This window comes from Nocardioides plantarum, from assembly GCF_006346395.1.
Classification (GTDB): domain Bacteria; phylum Actinomycetota; class Actinomycetes; order Propionibacteriales; family Nocardioidaceae; genus Nocardioides; species Nocardioides plantarum.
On sequence record NZ_VDMS01000002.1, the window covers coordinates 381,671 to 399,990 of the forward strand.

The 18,320-nt window shown below is 72.5% G+C and carries 13 protein-coding genes; 3 read left to right on the plus strand and 10 right to left on the minus strand.

What is annotated here, in order from left to right; translation table 11 throughout:
* The first annotated feature begins 37 nt into the window (after positions 1 to 37).
* Both FJQ56_RS13840 and FJQ56_RS13845 read left to right on the plus strand, forming a co-directional pair.
* A complete protein-coding gene (locus tag FJQ56_RS13840; protein ID WP_140010144.1) occupies positions 38 to 2,587 on the plus strand; it encodes an Ig-like domain repeat protein in 2,550 nt (849 codons plus the stop codon).
* On the plus strand, positions 2,584 to 4,296 hold the full coding sequence (locus FJQ56_RS13845) for a hypothetical protein (RefSeq protein ID WP_140010145.1): 1,713 nt from the start codon (positions 2,584 to 2,586) through the stop codon (positions 4,294 to 4,296). The genes FJQ56_RS13840 and FJQ56_RS13845 overlap by 4 nt, the downstream gene beginning before the upstream one ends.
* Before the next feature lie 126 nt (positions 4,297 to 4,422).
* Here FJQ56_RS13845 and FJQ56_RS13850 read toward each other — a convergent pair whose 3' ends face one another.
* The 8 genes from FJQ56_RS13850 to FJQ56_RS13880 all read right to left on the minus strand — a co-directional run bounded on the left by FJQ56_RS13850 (position 4,423) and on the right by FJQ56_RS13880 (position 14,265).
* Entirely contained in the window at positions 4,423 to 5,787 is a 1,365-nt protein-coding gene (locus tag FJQ56_RS13850) for a M16 family metallopeptidase (RefSeq protein WP_342776459.1), read from the minus strand.
* Between the two features lie 75 nt (positions 5,788 to 5,862).
* Complete coding sequence (locus FJQ56_RS13855; protein WP_140010146.1) at positions 5,863 to 8,085, minus strand: polyribonucleotide nucleotidyltransferase; 2,223 nt, start codon at positions 8,083 to 8,085, stop codon at positions 5,863 to 5,865.
* Positions 8,086 to 8,354: 269 nt separating this feature from the next.
* Positions 8,355 to 8,630, minus strand: coding sequence for a 30S ribosomal protein S15 (gene rpsO, locus FJQ56_RS13860; protein WP_140010147.1), 276 nt, complete (start codon positions 8,628 to 8,630; stop codon positions 8,355 to 8,357).
* Between the two features lie 160 nt (positions 8,631 to 8,790).
* The gene (locus FJQ56_RS13865) at positions 8,791 to 9,888 is read right to left on the minus strand and encodes a WD40/YVTN/BNR-like repeat-containing protein (RefSeq protein ID WP_140010148.1); all 1,098 of its coding nucleotides are present in this window, start codon (positions 9,886 to 9,888) and stop codon (positions 8,791 to 8,793) included.
* A gap of 43 nt (positions 9,889 to 9,931) precedes the next feature.
* Positions 9,932 to 10,723: a Cof-type HAD-IIB family hydrolase gene (locus tag FJQ56_RS13870; RefSeq protein ID WP_140010149.1), complete on the minus strand. Its 792-nt coding sequence runs from the start codon at positions 10,721 to 10,723 to the stop codon at positions 9,932 to 9,934.
* Positions 10,724 to 10,730: 7 nt separating this feature from the next.
* Entirely contained in the window at positions 10,731 to 11,852 is a 1,122-nt protein-coding gene (locus tag FJQ56_RS22465) for a cysteine protease StiP family protein (RefSeq protein WP_211351010.1), read from the minus strand.
* Complete coding sequence (locus FJQ56_RS22470; RefSeq protein ID WP_211351011.1) at positions 11,852 to 13,102, minus strand: phosphoribosyltransferase family protein; 1,251 nt, start codon at positions 13,100 to 13,102, stop codon at positions 11,852 to 11,854. Before FJQ56_RS22470 ends, FJQ56_RS22465 begins: the two co-directional genes overlap by 1 nt.
* Complete coding sequence (locus tag FJQ56_RS13880; protein ID WP_211351013.1) at positions 13,099 to 14,265, minus strand: HpcH/HpaI aldolase/citrate lyase family protein; 1,167 nt, start codon at positions 14,263 to 14,265, stop codon at positions 13,099 to 13,101. The genes FJQ56_RS22470 and FJQ56_RS13880 overlap by 4 nt, the downstream gene beginning before the upstream one ends.
* A 163-nt stretch (positions 14,266 to 14,428) precedes the next feature.
* On the opposite strand from FJQ56_RS13880, the gene FJQ56_RS13885 reads away from it, so the two are divergent.
* Positions 14,429 to 15,004 carry a TerD family protein gene (locus FJQ56_RS13885; RefSeq protein ID WP_140010151.1) on the plus strand — a complete coding sequence of 192 codons (576 nt, stop codon included), beginning with the start codon at positions 14,429 to 14,431 and terminating at the stop codon, positions 15,002 to 15,004.
* A gap of 858 nt (positions 15,005 to 15,862) precedes the next feature.
* Here FJQ56_RS13885 and FJQ56_RS13890 read toward each other — a convergent pair.
* Together FJQ56_RS13890 and FJQ56_RS13895 are read right to left on the minus strand one after the other, a co-directional pair.
* Entirely contained in the window at positions 15,863 to 17,080 is a 1,218-nt protein-coding gene (locus FJQ56_RS13890) for a hypothetical protein (protein ID WP_140010152.1), read from the minus strand.
* Between the two features lie 94 nt (positions 17,081 to 17,174).
* The gene (locus FJQ56_RS13895) at positions 17,175 to 18,269 is read right to left on the minus strand and encodes a DUF475 domain-containing protein (RefSeq protein ID WP_246084158.1); all 1,095 of its coding nucleotides are present in this window, start codon (positions 18,267 to 18,269) and stop codon (positions 17,175 to 17,177) included.
* Between the last annotated feature and the right edge of the window lie 51 nt (positions 18,270 to 18,320).

Here is an 18,320-nt window from a genome sequence, read left to right on the forward strand (position 1 = left end):
AGGTAAGCCTTACCTCATTTTCAGGAAGGCTTCATCCGTGCCCACCTCGTCCTCCGGCCGCGACCACGGCCCCGTCCGCCGTCGCGGCCGTCGCCGCGCCGCGGTCTCGGCGTCCGCGCTCCTCCTCCCCCTGCTCGCCACGGCCGGGGCGACGACGCTCTCGGCGAGCGCCGCCTCGGCCGACGAGCCCGGCGCCGGCCGGGCAGCCGCGCTGGGTCCCACCGAGCTGCTCCGGTGGCAGGGGGACGTCTCGAGCGCCACCGGCAACGCGCTGGCCACCGGCCGCTGCGACGTCGACGGCGACGACCGTGCCGACCTCGTCGTCGGCGCATGGTTCTGGGACAAGGCGCCGCTCACCAACGTCGGCGCGACCTACGTGATCCTCGGTGCCGACGACGTCCACGGCGCCTCGCTGTCCAGTCCATCGGCCGCCGGCGCGGTCCGCATCGACGGGCCCGCCGTCGCCAGTGCGACCACCGCGTTCGCGGTCGGCTGCCTGGGAGACGTCAACGGGGACGGCTTCGACGACCTCGGCATCAGCTACTACGTGGCGCAGAAGGCCTACGTGGTGCTCGGCTCCGAGGACTTCGACGGTCTCGACCTCGACTCCCTCGGCGACCGCGGGTACGTCGTCGACGGTGGCGCCGACGCCGGCAACCTGAGCTTCTCCTTCGCCCCCGTCGGCGACGTCGACGACGACGGGCTCGACGACTTCGGCCTCGCCGCCGTGGTCGCCGACACCCGCGGCCGCGACAACAACGGCCGGGTCTGGATCGTCGCCGGCCAGGACGACATCACCGACGTCGACCTGACGGCACCGGCCGCCGGCCAGGTCCTCGTCACGATCGACGGCGCCCTCACGGGTGAGCGCCTGGGGGCGATCAGTCGCGCGGGCGACGTCGACGGCGACGGGGTCGACGACATCCTCCTGGGTGCCTACACCTCCACCCCGTGGGGCACGGCAGTGGCGGCCACCGGGGCGGCGTACGTCGTCTTCGGTGGCGGTACCGGCACCACCACGCGCGAGGTCGACCTGGCCGCCCTCGGCGACGCCGGGTTCAGCGTGCGCGGGCCGCAGCGGCAGCGCGACCGTCTCGGGATCTCGGTGGCCGCCGCCGGTGACCTCGACGGCGACGGGCTCGCCGACCTGCTCATCGGTGCCGACGGCGTCGGCAACGCGACCACCGGCCCCCGCAACGGTGGCGCCGCGGTCGTCCTCGGCGCCGCCTCCCCCGCCACCGTCTACACCGACCCGACCGCGGCGGTCCAGGTCTTCACCTGCACCTCCGACCCGGGCACCGGCACCTGCACCGACCCCGCCGACGTGCGACCCCGCGGGTTCTGGATCGACGGCGCGGCCGCGTCCGACGCCACCGGCTACTCGGTCGCCGGCATCGGCGACGTCGACGGCGACGAGGTGCCCGACCTGCTGCTCGGCGCCTACGGCTACGACCCGGTCGACACCACCGGCGGCACCCTGAGCGGTGCCGGGGCGGCGTACGTCGTCCGGGGACGCTCCGGCACGACGGCCGTCTCGCTGGCGAACCTCGACCCCGAGGCCGGCTACCGCATCGACGGGATCGCCGCCGGGGACCGGTTCGGCCGCCAGGTCGCGGGGCTCGGCGACGTCGACGGCAACGACGCCGACGACTTCGCCGTGACCGCCGACCTCGCCAACCGCGGCGGGGCCCAGGCCGGAGAGGTCCTCGTCGCCCTGGACGGCGACCTGCTCTCCCGCACCACGCTGAGCACCGACGACGACACCCTCCTGCCCGGAGACTCGGCCACGCTCACCGCCGACGTCACCCGGCCGGCGGGCTCGACGATCGTGCCGGGAGGAACCGTCACCTTCGCCGACGCCGACGGCCCGCTCCCCGGCTGCACCGACCTCGCGCTCGTCGACGGGTCCGCGACCTGCGACGTCACCGCGACCGCGAGCGGCGAGCTCTCCGTCGTCGCGAGCTATGCCGGGCAGGCCGGTCTCGCCTCGTCCGCCTCGGCCCCGGTCGTCCTCACGGTGGACCGGTTCGCCAGCACCGTGGCCGTGGCCCCGGTCGCCCCGACCTACGGCACCGCCTGGAGGCTCGTCGCCGACGTCACCGGCGAGGGACCCGCGCCGGACGGTGAGGTGATGTTCACCGCCGGGGGCGCCGTGCTCGGCACGGCCCCGCTGGTCGAGGGCCGCGCCACCCTCGGCGTCGCCCGGACCCGGGTCACGCCCGGTCGCGCCACCGTCGTGGCGTCGTACTCCGGAGACGGCACCCACGCCACCGCCACGACGAGCACCTCGGTCGTGGTCGCGAGGACGCCGTCCCGGGTCGTCGCCGGCCTGCAGCACGCGCGCATCTCCGCCGACCGGCGGGGCGTCGTGGTCGTGAGGATCGTCGACGGGGTCCCCACCACCGGCTCGCTCGTGCTGACCGGTGCGCGACAGCCGGCCCGGACCGCCTGGGCCTCCGACGGCGTCGTCAGGTTCACCCTCCCCCGGCTGCGTCCCGGCACGCACCGGCTGCGGGTCACCTACCGCGGCAGCGGCCTCGTCGCCCCGTCGAGGTCGTCGCTCGTCACCCTGGTCGTCGTCCGATGAGGCGCGCGATCGCGCCGGCCGTCCTGGCACTCGTCGGGGTCCTCGGCGCGCTCGGCGCCCCGGGGACCCCCACCCCGGCCGCTCCCGCGGCCGCCGCGAGCGCGCACCAGGGACACGGGGTCCACGACGACCCCGCCGCCCGGGTCCAGCCCCAGCTGGCCGTCACCACGACCCATGCGGTGGTGGCGGCCGACCGGGTCCTGCGGGTGCGGCTCTCCTGCTCCGCCGCCCAGCGCTGCACCGGTCAGCGGTGGCTGCGCGTCGGCACCGTCGTGGGGCGCCGCGTGTCCTACTCGGTGCCGGCCCGGCGTACCCAGACCGTGTCGTTCACGCTCACCTCGGCGCAGCTCGCCCTGGTCCCGGCGTCGGGCGCCGTCCAGGCCAAGGTCGGGACCGCGGCGCGGACCCCGGCCCGGCGGCCGGACCGTCACTTCGTGGTGGCGCTGCGCCGTCCGGCGACCGCGCCGGTCCCGGCGACGTCGTACGCCTACACCGACCGCAACTGGACACCGTCGGCCTACGACACCTGCTCGGCAGCGCTGCACCGCAGCTACGCGGTGGTCGGCCCGGACGGCAAGCTCTACCCCGGCTGGCACCCGCCGGTGGTGACCGACCCGGCCACCGGGGAGTCCTGCACCTTCGGCCACGAGCACGGCGACGACCCGCGCACCTCCGACGTCTACGACCTGGTCGTCGACCAGTTCCGCTCTCTGGATTTCCCGGACCGGGCGGGGCTGCCCTTCGGCTACGTCAGCGAGCAGCTCACGGCCTACGCCGGCCAGCACGCCGACGTCGCGACCCGCCACGAGGACAACGTGGGCCACAAGGTGATCGTGCGCAACGACGTCCGGCTCGTCGCCGCCGAGCCGCGCGGCTACGTCTACACGACCGACGCCGACGGCAACCGGGTCCCGGTCACGTGCGACTTCCTGATGAAGGTCCACCAGGGCTCCCACTCCGCCGACGCGACCGCCAACAACGCCCACGAGCTCGTCTACGCCGCCGCCTGCAACGACGGCACCCGGCTGGTCACGTCGCTGATGACGCGGTTCGGCAACCCCAACGAGTTCACCCGCAGCTGCGACGCGTCGGTCACGGTCCCGACCAGCGGCAGCAACCTGCCGGCCGGCGACGGCGGACGCCGACGGATTCCCGATCGGGAGTGCATCGACGACTACGTCCTCGTCGACCCCGACCTGGGCGGCGCCCACACCGACCCGTGGGGCGTCTACGAGGTCTGGGAGTCGACCAACCGGATCGTCGCCGCCGACGGCCGCACGCTCGCGGCCTTCGATCCATGGTTCGGGGTCCGCAACCCGGCCCGCTACTACGACGCACCGGGCCTGCCCGCCGCCCCGGTCGTCGGTGCGGCCTGGCTCACCGACCCCGCCGACGGGGGCGTCGTGGACGCCGACCCCTGGCTGCCGTTGACCGGCCAGGAGCCCTTCGCCGCGAGCGACCCGCGCTCACCGTTCGACGGCGCCGAGCGCGACTTCTACCTCGGCCAGACGGTGGTCACCAACGACGGCGGACCGACCCGCTGGTGGACCGACCCGTACGGCGAGCACGGCGGTCCGGTGCCTTTCGTCGGCGCGGTCCCCCAGCTGGTCTCGGCGACCGACACGTCGTCGTACCCCTTCCTGGAGCGGCGGACCTTCGACAAGGACGCCGACTTCGGCGACGGCCAGCACGTGCACGCCCCCAACTGATCACGCGACCCGATCACGCGACCGAGCTTGCTCGGCGCGTGATCGACGGTGGTCGAGCAGGTCGAACCGGCGCGTCGGGACCTGGTGGGGCCGAGGACGACTCGACCACCGTCGGGGTGCGCAGGATCAGCTGGGCCCGACGACCGCGAGGATCTCGCGGCGGGAGAACACCTCGGCGGCCACCTCGCGCACCTCGTCGAGGGTGACCGCGTCGATGCGGGCCATGATCTCGTCGATCTCGAGCAGCTCGTCGTGGATCAGCTCGGCCTTGCCGAGCCGGATCATCCGCGAGGCGGAGTCCTCGAGCCCGAGGACCAGCCCGCCACGCAGCTGGCCCTTGCCGCGGACCAGCTCGTCCTCGGTGATGCCGTCGGCGGCGACCCGTGACAGCTCGAGACGGACGTTGGCCAGCACCTCGTCGAGCTTGGCCGGCAGGCAGCCGACCGCCACCCCCACGACACCGGAGTCGGCGTAGTGGGAGGTGAAGGAGTACACGGAGTAGGCCAGGCCGCGGCGCTCACGGATCTCCTGGAACAGCCGCGACGAGGTGCCGCCGCCGAGCGCGGTGTTGAGGACGCCCAGGGCGAAGCGACGCTCGTCGTCGCGGCCGAACGCCTCCATGCCGAGCACGACGTTGACCTGCTCGAAGGGCCGGGTGGTCTCGACGTGGCCGGGGTGCACCCGCACCCGCTTGGCCCCGCGGCGCGGGCCGACCGGCTCGGCCTCGCCGGCCAGCCAGTCGCGGCGGCCGAAGAACCGCTTGACGTGGCGTACGACGGCGGCGTGGTCGAGGCTGCCGGCCACCGACACCACGACGTGCTCGGGACGGTAGTGGCGGCGGTAGAAGCGCTGGATCGTCGCGCGGTCGAGCCCGGCGATCGACTCCTCGGTGCCGGAGATCGACCGGCCCAGCGGCGACGTCGGCCCCCAGGTCTGCTCGGCGAAGAGGTTGTGCACGACGTCGTCGGGGTCGTCGTCGTGCATCGCGATCTCGTCGAGGATCACCTCGCGCTCGGCCTCGACGTCGTCGGGGCTGAGCAGCGAGCTGGTGATCATGTCGCCCAGCACGTCGACCGCGAGCGGCAGGTCCTCGTCGAGCACGCGCGCGTGGAAGCAGGTGTACTCCTTGGCGGTGAAGGCGTTGAACTCCCCGCCCACCGCGTCGAGGGCCACCGAGATGTCGAGGGCGGAGCGCTCGTGGGTGCCCTTGAAGAGCAGGTGCTCCAGGAAGTGGGAGCAGCCGTGCAGCTTGGTCGTCTCGTCGCGCGAGCCGACGTCGACCCACACGCCGATCGTGGCCGAGCGGGCCCCGGCCATCTGCTCGGTGACCACCCGCAGCCCTCCGGGCAGGACGGTACGCCGGACCCGCGAGGTGATCGCTCCCTCGCTGTCGCGCACCGTCGACAGGGTGCGGGTGGTGCCGGTCTTCTGCAGGGCCTTCTGGGGGGCCTCCTGCGCGGTCTTCTGCGGGGTCTTCTGCATGGTCCTCATCGCTCTCCCGAGCCTGTCACAGGCCGAAAAACACGCTGACCCGTCGTACGTGTACGACGGGTCAGCATGGGTGGATCAGTCCTCGGAGTCGACCTCGGCGTCGGCCGGAGCCTCGGCGTCCTCGACGACGGGGATCAGCGACAGCTTGCCGCGGTCGTCGACCTCGGCGATCTCGACCTGGATCTTCTGACCGACCGCGACGACGTCGTCGACGTTCTCGACGCGCTTGCCGCCCACCAGGCTGCGGAGCTTGGTGATGTGGAGCAGGCCGTCCTTGCCGGGCATCAGCGAGACGAACGCACCGAAGTTGGTCGTCTTGACGATCGTGCCGAGGTAGCGCTCGCCGACCTCGGGCATCATCGGGTTGGCGATCGCGTTGACCGCGTTGCGGGCGGCCTCGGCCGCAGCGCCGCTGGTCGCCCCGATGTAGACCGTGCCGTCGTCCTCGATCGACAGGGTCGCGCCCGTGTCGTCCTGGATCTGGTTGATGATCTTGCCCTTCGGGCCGATGACCTCACCGATCTTGTCGACGGGGACCTTGACCGTGATGATCCGCGGCGCGTGGATCGACATCTCCTCGGGGGCGTCGATGGCCTCGGCCATGACGTCGAGGATCGCCAGGCGCGCGTCGCGGGCCTGGGTCAGCGCGGCGGCCAGCACCTCGGCGGGGATGCCGTCGAGCTTGGTGTCGAGCTGCAGCGCGGTCACGAACTCGCGGGTACCGGCGACCTTGAAGTCCATGTCGCCCATCGCGTCCTCGGCACCGAGGATGTCGGTCAGCGCGACGTACTGCGTCTCGCCGTCGACCTCGCCGGAGATGAGGCCCATCGCGATGCCGGCGACGGAGGCCTTGAGGGGCACACCGGCCTGCAGCAGCGACAGGGTCGAGGCGCAGACCGAGCCCATCGAGGTGGAGCCGTTGGAGCCCATGGCCTCGGAGAGCTGGCGGATCGCGTAGGGGAACGTCTCGCGGTCGGGCAGCACGGGGAGCAGCGCGCGGCGCGCGAGCGCACCGTGGCCGACCTCGCGGCGCTTGGGCGAGCCCACGCGACCGGTCTCGCCGGTGGAGAACGGCGGGAAGACGTACTTGTGCATGTAGCGGCGGTGCTTCTCGGGGCTCAGCGTGTCGAGCTGCTGCTCGAGCTTGAGCATGTTGAGCGTGGTGACACCCAGGATCTGGGTCTCGCCGCGCTCGAACAGCGCCGAGCCGTGCACGCGCGGGATGACGCCGACCTCGGCGTGCAGCTCGCGGATGTCGGCCAGGCCGCGACCGTCCATGCGGACCTTGTCGCGCAGGACGCGCTCGCGCATGAGGGACTTGGTGACCGACTTGAACGCGGCGCCGATCTCCTTCTCGCGACCCTCGAACTGGGCCCCGAGCTGGTCGAGCACGGAGGCCTTGACGACGTCGAGCTTCTCGTCGCGCTCCTGCTTGCCGAAGGTCGCGAGGGCCTCGGTGGTGCCGGCGGACGCGGCGGCCTCGACGGCGGCGTAGACGTCGTCGTCGTAGTCGAGGAAGACCGGGAAGTCCTGGACGGGCTTGGCGGCCTGCTTGGCCAGCTCGGCCTGGGCCTCGCACAGCTGCTTGATGAAGGGCTTGGCGGCGTCGAGGCCACCGGCCACGATCTCCTCGGACGGCGCGGTGGCGCCACCGGCGACGAGCTCGTAGGTGTTCTCGGGCGCCTCGGCCTCGACCATCATGATCGCGACGTCACCGGAGTCGGTGACCCGACCGGCGACGACCATGTCGAACACGGCGCTGTCGAGCTGGCTGTGGCTGGGGAACGCGACCCACTGGCCCTCGATCAGGGCGACGCGGACGCCGCCGACCGGGCCGGAGAACGGCAGGCCGGAGAGCTGGGTCGAGAGCGACGCGGCGTTGATGGCCAGGACGTCGTAGGGCTGGTCGGGGTCGAGCGCCATCACGGTGATGACGACCTGGACCTCGTTGCGCAGGCCCTTCTTGAACGTCGGGCGCAGCGGCCGGTCGATCAGGCGGCAGGTGAGGATGGCGTCCTCGCCCGGACGACCCTCGGAGCGGAAGAACGAGCCGGGGATCTGGCCCACGGCGTACATCCGCTCCTCGACGTCGATCGTCAGGGGGAAGAAGTCGAAGTGGTCCTTGGGGTGCTTGCCGGCCGTGGTGGCCGACAGGAGCATCGTCTCGTCGTCGAGGTAGGCGGTCACCGAACCGGCGGCCTGACGGGCCAGCAGCCCGGTCTCGAACTTGACGGTGCGGGTGCCGAACTTGCCGTTGTCGAGAACGGTCTCGACAGCACTGATGACGGGTTCTGTCACGGTGTTCCTTCGTGTTCGCGGTGCGATCCGCGGCTCCCGCGCACATGCCGGGGCTCCTCCTGTGGGAGCCGGGCGGTGGGCCGATCTTCGATCGAGATCCGCAGGGCCGCCGCACCGTGGTGCGTGACGGGCTCCTGAAGATCACTACCGAGGACCGGGCCGGACGGTGGCGCGGATCGCTCCAGTGGGTGGGTGTTCAGTTGTGTCGGGCCCGCAGGCCCGCAACGCAGACGTCGGGACCCACCAGGTGGTGGATCCCGACGGCGAGGTCAGCGGCGCAGACCGAGGCGCTCGATGATCGAGCGGTAGCGCTCGATCTCGGTCTTCTTGAGGTAGTTGAGCAGCCGGCGGCGCTGGCCGACGAGCAGCAGCAGACCACGACGGCTGTGGTGGTCGTGCTTGTGGGTCTTGAGGTGGTCGGTGAGGTGCGAGATGCGGTGGCTGAGCAGCGCGATCTGGACCTCGGGTGAGCCGGTGTCGCCCTCGGTCGTGGCGTACTCGGCGATGATCTTGCTCTTGGTCGCAGCGTCGGTCCCGATGGACATACGGCTCCTTCTCGTGGGTTGTCTGCGCGGCGCGCCGGGGCCTGTTCTCCCGGGCACTCTGGATCCGCGGCCGTTGCACGGCGGTCAGGGTGGGTCGTCGTCCCTCACGGGACGGACATCACAGGCTAACGCGCCGGTGCTCAGGCACCCAAACCCCGGCTCAGTACGCCGCCGCGCGCACCACCAGCACGTCGGGCAGGTTGGCGACCAGGGGCCGCCAGCTCGCGCCCGCGTCGGCCGAGCCCCACACCGCGCCGTTGCGTGCCCCGACGTAGAGCCCGGTCGGGTCGTGGTCGTCGCTGACCATCGCATCGCGCATGACGCCGACGTAGAAGCGGTCGGGCAGGCCGTTGTCGAGCGCCTCCCACGAGGCCCCGGCGTCGCGCGACCGCCAGACCCGGGCACGGCCCCCCGGTGGGTAGCGGCTGTCGCCTGAGCTGTTGGGGAACACGTAGACGGTGTCGGGGTCCTGGGGGTCGACGACGACCGGGAAGCCGAAGTCGACCGGGAGCCCGTCGTGGATCGGGACCCAGGTGGCGGCGTGGTCGTCGGAGCGGTAGACGCCCCCGTGGTTCTGCAGGAACAGGCGCTCGGGTCGCGACGGGTGGCGCGCGACCTTGTGCACGCACTGCCCGAACTCGGGGTACTGCTGCCCCTCGGGCAGGAAGTCGGCGCGGATGCCCCGGTTGCGTGCGTGCCACGAGGCGCCGCCGTCGGCGGTCTGGTAGACGCCGCCGGTGGAGATCGCGACCGTCACCGACGCGGGGTCGGTGGGGTGCGGGAGGATCGTGTGGAAGGCCTGACCTCCGTAGCCCGCGCCCCAGTCCGCACGGTCGGGGTGGTCCCAGAGAGCCTGCTCGAGGGCGAAGGTGCGCCCGTCGTCGTCCGAGCGCCAGACGGCTCCCGGCTCGGTGCCGGCCCACACGACGCCGTCCTCGGTGCCGGCGACGAGCTGCCAGACACGCTCGACCGAGGTGCCGGTGCCCTCGTCGAAGCGCGGGCCGCCGTCGGGCCCCTCCTGCCAGGTGGCGCCGAGGTCGTCGGACCACCGCACCCGAGGACCGATCCAGGGCGACGACGCGCCCGCGAACAGGCGCGGGACTCCCCCGCGCCCGCGACTGCCGCGCGGGTCGATCAGGCAGGAGTAGACCTCCTCCATGTCGTGGTGGGGCCCGGTGAGCTCCCAGTCGCGGCGCTCGTCGTCGGACGTGGCGATCCACAGTCCCTTGCGGGTGCCGATCATCAGCACCGTGCTCATCGGGTCTCGCTCATGGGGTCTCCTCGGGTCGCGACGACGTCCGTCAGGAGGTGAGACCTGCCGCCCTCCGCGAACTCATCGCGTGCTCGGCCAGCCACAGCGCGATCTCCTCACCGGCGCGTACGCCGGTGGCCGAGGTGATGGCGCCGTCCCACCCGTGGGACTCCAGGTAGGCGCCTCGCGGGACCAGGGCGTGGCGCGCAAGGCGCAGCATGCCCTCGTCGAGGCGCGAGTCGCCGGCGGCGGCGAGCAGCTCGTCGTCGTCCTGCTCGACCATCCGCGCCAGCCCGGCCTCCTTGGTCAGGGTGTCGGGCATCGCGTAGACCTTGGTCTGCTCGGGGGTCAGTCGCCAGCCGTCGGCCGCCGCGATCTCCTCCAGCTCCGCGAGCCAGCCGTCGGCGACGGGCTCGTCGTTGAGCAGGAAGTAGGCGAAGGTGCCGTCGGCGTCGCGCAGGCCGCGCACGTGGGGCGCGGTGACGAGGTGGGCGACACGCTCGGCGAACTCGCTCATCGGCCGGCGCTGGGCGAGCAGGGCGGCGGTGGCCCGGGCGTGGTCGGCGTCGGGCACCCCGTCGACCAGGAGCACTCCCCCGTTGAGGCACAGCACCCGCCGGTACGACGGCAGCTTGAGCCGCAGCACCTGGGCGGGCGTGCGCGTGGTGCACAGCACCAGGTCGTCGGCGTCGAGCACGGCCAGCGCGTCCCACGCCCGGGCCGTCACGTAGGCCCAGTCACGGCCGTCGAGGACCTCAAGGCAGACGAGCTCGTCGGGGGGCACGTCACCGACGCGCTTGTGGGACCACAGCAGGGTGCGGTCGATGTCGGAGGCGATCACGAGACGGTCATCCTTCGCTCCGGGAGAACCCCGGGTGGATCAGGCCCATGCAGGAGTAGGCGAGGTCGTCGACGACCTCGACCGGGACGCCGCGCTGCTCGGCGAGCAGCTCGACGTGGCCGAGCTCGTGGCGCCGGTCGGGTCGTACGAGCACCCGCCAGGGCACCCGGCGAAGCAGCACCCGGGTCGTCTCGCCGACGCCCGGCTTGACGAGGTTGACGTCGCCGATCTCGTAGGCGGCGCTGACCTCCTCGACCGCGGCCCACCCCGACCACGTCGGGGTGCGGTCGGCGGCGCGCAGCCGGGTGGCCTCGGCGCGCGCCTCGTCGGCGACCGCGCCGAAGTGGGACTCGACGGTCTCGACGTAGGTCATCGAGACGTCGGCGGCGGCGAGCTCGGCGTAGAACTTGGCGCCGTGGAAGTCGTCGGGCCCGATCAGCCGGTCGTTGAGGACGGTGCGCGAGACGAGGCCCGAGACGGTGGAGTTGAGGCAGGCCGACGGGATCAGGAAGTCGTCGCGGGTGCCGTAGACCTCGGTGCTGGAGCCGGGGTCGGCCAGCACGGCCAGCGACGGGTCGAAGCGCAGCCCGAGCCGCTGCTCCATCTCGGCGCAGGCCGCGGTCAGCTCGCGCGAGATCGCGCCCTTGCCGGTCCACCCGTCGACGAAGACGACGTCCTCGGCTCGGTGGCGGTCGGCGAGGTGGCGCAGCGCGACCTCGTCGAGCCCGCGACCGCGCACGATCGACATCGTGTAGTGCGGCAGGTCGAGCCCCAGTCGGCGCGCGTAGCGACGCAGCAGGATCCCGATCGGGGTGCCGGCCCGTGCGAGCGAGACGAGCACGGCGTCGGGCCCGCGCAGGTCGACGACGAGGTGCACCAGCGTCGCGGCCGCCAGCGCGACCCGGCGGGCCTGCTCGGACAGCGCCTTGTCGAACAGGGCGTAGTAGTCGTCACTGGGCTGGTACTCGACCGGGAGCGACTCGGCGTAGTGCGCGCGGCCGGCCTGGATCGCCTCCTCGCGCTCCTCGACCGGAGCCTCCAGCTCGACGTGGCTGAGGTCCTTGAGGAGCCACGTGACGTCGTCGGCGGGGTAGGACCCGAAGCCGGGTCCGTGCAGCGGGGTCGGCATCAGGGCGCCACCCGCACCACGACGACGCGGTCGGTCAGGCTGCGCAGGGCCGCGCGCAGCTCGACGGCCCCGTCGACGGGGGTCGCCTCGTCGAGCACGAGCACGATCACGTCGAAGCGCCCGGGCTCGAGGTTGTAGGCGAACCGGGGCTGGTCGTCGGCGGCGCCGTCGTGCGCGGGGAAGGTGATGCCGTGCCGTACGGCGTAGGCCGGGTCGTCGCGGACCACGACCGGCGAGCGCGTGGTCGACGAGACGGTGACGGCCAGCGCGGGGCGGGTCGCCTCGAGGTGCTCGGCGAGGCGGTGCGGGAGGTACATCAGCTCCTCGGTGCCGAGCACGTGCACCGCGCCCGAGCCGCCGACCAGCCGGCCGAGCTCCTCTCCCAGCTCGACCACAGCGGTCTCGAACCCGTCGGCGTCGGCCGGACCGAGGCCGTGCCGACCGCCGTCGGGGACCCCCTCGGGCCACGCGTACGACGTCCTGACCTCCTCGGTACGTCCGGTGGCCGGGCGCACCGTGACGGGTCCGGCCGCCACGGCCGCACGGACCTCGTCGTCGGGCTCGCGCAGCGTGCGGACCTCGCCCTGGAGCAGCGCGACGAACGTGATCGAGGTGCCGAGCTCGGCGGCCACCTCGAGGGCCAGCGCGCGGGCGGCGTCGGGGCGCAGGTCGACCAGCGCCGCGACGACGTAGGCCGGACGCGGCGAGATCGCGTGCAGCTCACGGACCGTGTTGAGGATGGTGCGGCCGGTGGTGAGCTCGTCGTCGACGAGCACGAGGGGGCCGGTCCCGCGCAGCAGGGCGGGGTCGCGCGGCTGGAGCCGGTGGGTGGTGGCGTGGCTGTGCTCCTCCTCGAAGCTCAGCGCCGACCAGCCGGGACGCCGGGTCGAGTGGATCGCCGTCGCACCCAGGCGGTCGGCGACCAGGTGTCCCAGGCCGGTGGCGGTCTCGGCGTAGCCCAGGACCAGCTCGGCCCGGGCTCCCCCGAGGGCGTCCTCGACGAGCACCCCGAGGTCGGACCCGTGCCGACGCGCGGTGCCGGGCGAGACGGGCACGTGCTTGGCGAGGACGGTGCTGACGACCAGGTGGACACGACGCGGGTTGCGGCGTACGGCGAGCCCGACCAGGTCGGCGACCGGCGCGCTGTCGGGGCGCGAGACCAGCTCGACCCCGGCGTGCTCGGTGACCCAGTCACCTGACCACACGGTGCGGGGGTCGGCGCCGGCCCCGACCTCGGATGTCGCGCTCACAGGGCCCCCTCGTCGGCGGTGGCCGCGGCGAGCAGGTCGACGTAGGTCACGTCGGGGGCCGCCACGCCGAACACCTCGGCGCGCAGGAGCAGCTGCTGGGCCCAGGCGTGGTGGGGGTTGGCCTCGTTCATCTTGTTGCGGTAGGACGAGCGCGCCACGCCGCCGCCGTCCTCCTTGGCCGACAAGACGCCGAGGGCGTCGTCGTACTCCTCGTGGGAGACGACCGACAGGGCGTGCACGACGGGCACGTGGCTGGGGTGGATCACCGTCTTGCCGATCAGGCCGTTGGCGCGGTCGAGCAGCACCTCGCGGATCAGGCCGTCGAGGTCGCGCGCGAGCAGGCGCGCGCGGAGCTCGCGGTCGTCGCTGCGCACGAACGGCGACTCACGCAGCTGGGGCTTGAAGAGCCGGTCGGGTGCGGTGAAGTACTCCCAGACCGGGCCGGTCACCGCGTGACCACCGGGTCGGCCGAGCACGTTGACGACGTCGGCGACCGCCCCGGCGATGATGCGGACGTCGTAGATCGTCAGGTCGCGGGGGCGGCGCAGCGCGAACACCGAGGCCATGTCGGTCGCGCCGATGCGCACGGCCAGCACCCGGTCGGCGTACTTGGCGAGCAGGGCGCGCTGGCCGAGCAGCTCGTCGATCCGGGTCTCGCGGTACATCACCTCGGGCGTCTCGATCACCGGCATCACCATCAGCCGCCGCCCGACCCTGCTCTCGCAGTCACCGACCGCGTCGAGGAACTCGGGACCGTGCACGGTCGAGAACTTCGGCAGCACGAACCCGTCGATCACGTCGGCGGCCTCGCCCATCAGCCCGGCCAGCCGGCCCGGCTGGTCGGGGGTGCGGACACGCACGAAGATCAGCGGGAGGTCCGCCCGCCCGCGAAGCAGCGCGAGCTCCTCGGCGACGTGGGTCACGGCGTACTCGACGGCGCTGTCGGGGATCGCGTCCTCGAGGCAGATCACGCAGCTGGTGGAGCCCTGGCTCGCGACCCGCAGGACGTCGGCGGCGAGCGACTCCCGGGTGGCCGGGATGTAGAGCGTCGCGCCCAGGGCGTGCGACAGCACCTCGAGCGAGCCGTCTCGGGAGAGGTCGGCCGGCTCACGGTGGAACAGCTGAGCGCGGTCGGCCGCGTCGAGGAAGTGGAACTGGCGCAACGTCGGCCCGCTCTCGTGGTGAGGTTCGGAGGTTCGGACGCGTGGGGTCGCCTCCGAGGATTCCGCACAGGATAGGTCGGGCAGGTAACCGGCTGCCCCCCGGCGAGTAGCCTGCGCTCGAACAACGGCGTTCGCTCGCCGTCCCCATCGCAGAGGAGAAAACATGCCCGTCTCGCTGTCCAAGGGTGGCAACGTCAGCCTCACCAAGATCGCCCCGTCGCTGCAGTCGGTGCGCGTGGGTCTCGGGTGGGACGCACGGACCACCGACGGGGCCGACTTCGACCTCGACGCCACCGCCCTGGTCTGCGGCGAGGGCGACAAGGTGCTCTCCGACCAGCACTTCATCTTCTACAACAACCTGACCTCCCCCGAGGGCACCGTGCGCCACAAGGGCGACATCCGCGACGGCGCGGCCACCGGCGACGACGAGAGCATCGAGGTCGACCTCTCCCAGCTCACCCCGCAGACCGACAAGGTCGTCTTCAACGTCACCATCCACGACGCCGACTCGCGCGGCCAGAGCTTCGGCCAGGTCAAGAACGCCTACATCCGCGTCATCGACACCAGCAACGACTCCGAGCTCGCCCGCTACGACCTCTCCGAGGACGCCTCGACCGAGACCGCCATGGTCTTCGGCGAGCTCTACCGCAACGGCGCCGAGTGGAAGTTCCGCGCCATCGGCCAGGGCTACGCCTCCGGCCTGCAGGGCATCATCAGCAACTACGGCGTGACGCTCTAGGTCTCGTCGTACGACGGCAGCCACACGTCGGTCGAGGTGCGAAGGCCGCCAGGCCTGAGCCTCGAGACCCCCGCCGCCGAGGCAACCGACCCGACCGCGGTGTCGTTGGAGCGGACTCTCGCCGGCGTGGGTCTCGCCGGGTCGGGGTGTCCGCGCGCCTAGCATTCCGGGTCTCGCCGTCAAGGACGCCTTCGGCGCCGCTTCGCGGTCGCTTCGCGATCCTTGACCGCGAGCCTCTCCCGGAATGCTTGACGGCGCAGACAAGGGCGGGCTGCGCCGCGCCCTCGTCCAGCGCGGACACCCCGACGACCACAGTGATCCGGGTCCTGGCGACTGGAGAGGATCCCGTGAACCTGGTTCAGGAGAATCGCTCCGGTCGAGCCACCGCCCGGGCCGGCGGTGCGTCAGCCACCGGACCGACTCGTCCAAGGCCCCACAACGGTGGCTCAGCCACCGCCCCGACCAGGCGGCCGGACCAGCGGTGAGCCAGCCACCGAACCCACCCGGTCAGAGCTCCAGAACGGTGGCTCACGAACCGCCCACACAGCCCAGGGTCGGGCGGCGGCGCAGGCGACGGCGAGCGAGCGAAGCGAGGCCTCGCCGTGGTGCGCGCCGAAGCAGACCGCGAGAGGCTCGGGGTCAAGGACCGCGAAGCGGCCGCGCAGCGGCGCCGCAGGCGTCCTTGACGCCGAGACGCGGTCTGCTACGCGCGCCGCCGCCCAACCCGGACGCCACGAGACCCGGTACGAGAGGACGTCGCTGCAGACCGGCGTACCCTGCGGGGGTCTCGAGGCTCGGCGCTAGCGCGCCTCGCACCTCGACCGACGTGTGGCCCTCGCACCACGACCGACGTGAGCCCTACAACCCGCGGAACCGCTCGACCTGCGCCTTGACCGCCGCGGTGATCCGGTCGGCCTCCTGCAGGAGCGCCCAGTAGTCGGGGTGGACACCCTGCAGGCCGCTGCGCAGGCCGTCGAGGCGGCGGGCCAGGCCGTCGAGCTCGCGGCCGACGGCGTCGCCGCCGGGCTTGCGGCCGTTGGTGACCATGAGCTGCGCGTCGCGCAGGCGGAAGCGCACCTGGCGCATCAGTGCCTCGGGGTCGGCCTTGACCTCCCGGAGCGCGGTGAGCCGCTCGGCGGGGGCGCCGACCTGGGTCTTGGCGGTGTCGAGGGCGACGCGGGCCTCGTCGAGCAGGCGCAGGGGCAGGGCCCAGTCGGACCCCGCCTCGACCAGGCGGTCGAAGTCGTGAAGCTTGGACCGGGCCAGGGCGAGCTGGTCGCGCACGGTCTGCTCGACCGGCTCCAGGTCGCGCCAGTTGCCGATGCTGAACTCGCGGCGCAGGTGGGCCAGGTCGTCGGGGACCCGCTCGATCCGCGACTCGACGGCCTCGGCCGCCGTGCGCAGCGTCGTACGACGGGTGCGCGCCTTGGCGACGCGCTGCGGGTAGTCCTCGGCGAGGGTCTCGGCGGCCTGGGCCAGGGCGGTGAGCTCGGTCCGGGCCTGCTCGAGGGCCGCGAACCCGGTCGCCGGCTGCCAGCCGCTCGCCGCGAGCGCCGCCGCGCGGGTGCGGGCCAGGAGGTCGTTGAGCTCGGGGACCTCGAGCCCGCTCGCGCGCAGGGTGGCCGCCGCGGCCGCGACGCGGGAGGTCTGGGCCGCCGCCTCCTCCTTGAGCTCACGGCCACGCTGGACCTGCTGGCCGATGCGGGTGAGCTCGGCGTCGTAGTCGAGCACGACCTGGTCCATCGCGTCGGCGTGCTTGGCCAGGCGCGGCCCCACGTCGGCGTACGCCCGGTGGGCAGCGCCGAGGGCTCGCTGGTCGAGGCCCTCGTCGAACGGGTGCTGGTCGAGGACCTGGAGGTACTCGGCGATCAGCTCCTCGGCCTCGCGGTCGATGACGCGGAAGCGGGGCACGAGCCCGGAGGAGGCCGCCCGGTCGGGCAGGTAGGCCTGGAAGCTCTCGACCATCCCGCGCAGGGTGCGCTGGGAGCTGTCGAGGTGCTGGAAGTCGAGCATCAGCTGGTCGAGCGCACTCCGGGTCGCCTCGCGCTGCTGCGCGGCAGGAGTTCGGTTCGACACGTCCTCATCGTACGAGCGGCCGGGGGCCTCGAACCGCACCGGCCCGCCGTCCGCGAGGACGACGGGCCGGGGCGGTCATGCGAGTCGGTAGCGACTAGGCGTGGACCACGTGCTCCTCGTCGGCGTGCGCCTTGTTGTAGCGCACGCTGGACCACAGGGCGGCCAGGATGAACGCGACCCCGATGAGGCCGGTGACGACCTCGGGGATCTCGGGCCCGATGCTGACGAACAGCAGCAGCGACAGCGCGCCGATCGCCCAGTGGGCGCCGTGCTCGAGGAAGACGTACTCGGCCAACGTGCCGGCGTGGACCAGGTAGATCGTGATCGACCGGACGTAGAAGGCACCGACACCCAGACCCAGGGCGATGATGATCGGGTCGGTGGTGATGGCGAAGGCGCCGATGACGCCGTCGAAGCTGAAGCTGGCGTCGAGCAGCTCGAGGTAGAGGAACAGCGAGAACGCCGCCTTGCCGGTCGCCACCACGACCGCGCCGGTCGCGTCGCGCCTCGACGGGACGGGGTCGTCGCTCTCGTCGTCCTCGTCGAAGCCCTGGTCGAAGTAGTCGCCGAGGCCACCGACCAGGAGGTAGAGGATCATGCCGAAGACGCCGGCGACCAGGATGTCCTGGGCCTCCTCGTGGAAGATCCGCGAGAACGTGAACAGCCACACCAGCGCGACCAGGGACGAGATGGCCGGGAAGGCCGCGGCCTTCGACATGGCCCGCTCGATCGGCCCGAGCCAGTGGTGCTCCTTGTCCTCGTCGAACACGAAGTCGAGGAAGATCATCAGCAGGAACATCCCGCCGAAGGCGGCGATGAGCGGGTGCGCCTCGGTGAGGATGTGCGCGTACGACGTGGGGTCGCTCTCGGGCTTCTGCTCCAGGGCGAGCCGCCAGGCCTCGAGGGGCGACAGGTCGGCCGTCACGAACACGATCACCAGCGGGAACAGCAGCCGCATGCCGAAGACGGCGATGACGATGCCGACCGTCAGGAAGATCTTGATCCAGAACTCCGACATCCGGTTCAGGACCTTGGCGTTGACGACCGCGTTGTCGAACGACAGCGAGACCTCGAGCACGATGAGGATCGCGGTGACCGCCAGGCCGGTGGTCCCGTCGTAGATGAACGCGACCGCGAGCCCGATCACGGTGAACAGGAACGGCCAGCGAAGCGTCTTGAGCAGCAGCACGGGGATGACTCTCTAGTCAGCGAAGAGGGGCCGGCCCCGCAGGAGGTGCGG

Bases quoted from the DNA above. Each gene is read 5' to 3' on its own strand.
- rpsO (WP_140010147.1), bottom strand. From the start codon at position 8,630: ATGTCCATCGGGACCGACGCTGCGACCAAGAGCAAGATCATCGCCGAG.
- FJQ56_RS22465 (WP_211351010.1), bottom strand. From the start codon at position 11,852: ATGCCGACCCCGCTGCACGGACCCGGCTTCGGGTCCTACCCCGCCGAC.
- FJQ56_RS13850 (WP_342776459.1), bottom strand. From the start codon at position 5,787: ATGAGGACCATGCAGAAGACCCCGCAGAAGACCGCGCAGGAGGCCCCC.
- FJQ56_RS13845 (WP_140010145.1), top strand. From the start codon at position 2,584: ATGAGGCGCGCGATCGCGCCGGCCGTCCTGGCACTCGTCGGGGTCCTC.
- FJQ56_RS13865 (WP_140010148.1), bottom strand. From the start codon at position 9,888: ATGAGCACGGTGCTGATGATCGGCACCCGCAAGGGACTGTGGATCGCC.
- FJQ56_RS13885 (WP_140010151.1), top strand. From the start codon at position 14,429: ATGCCCGTCTCGCTGTCCAAGGGTGGCAACGTCAGCCTCACCAAGATC.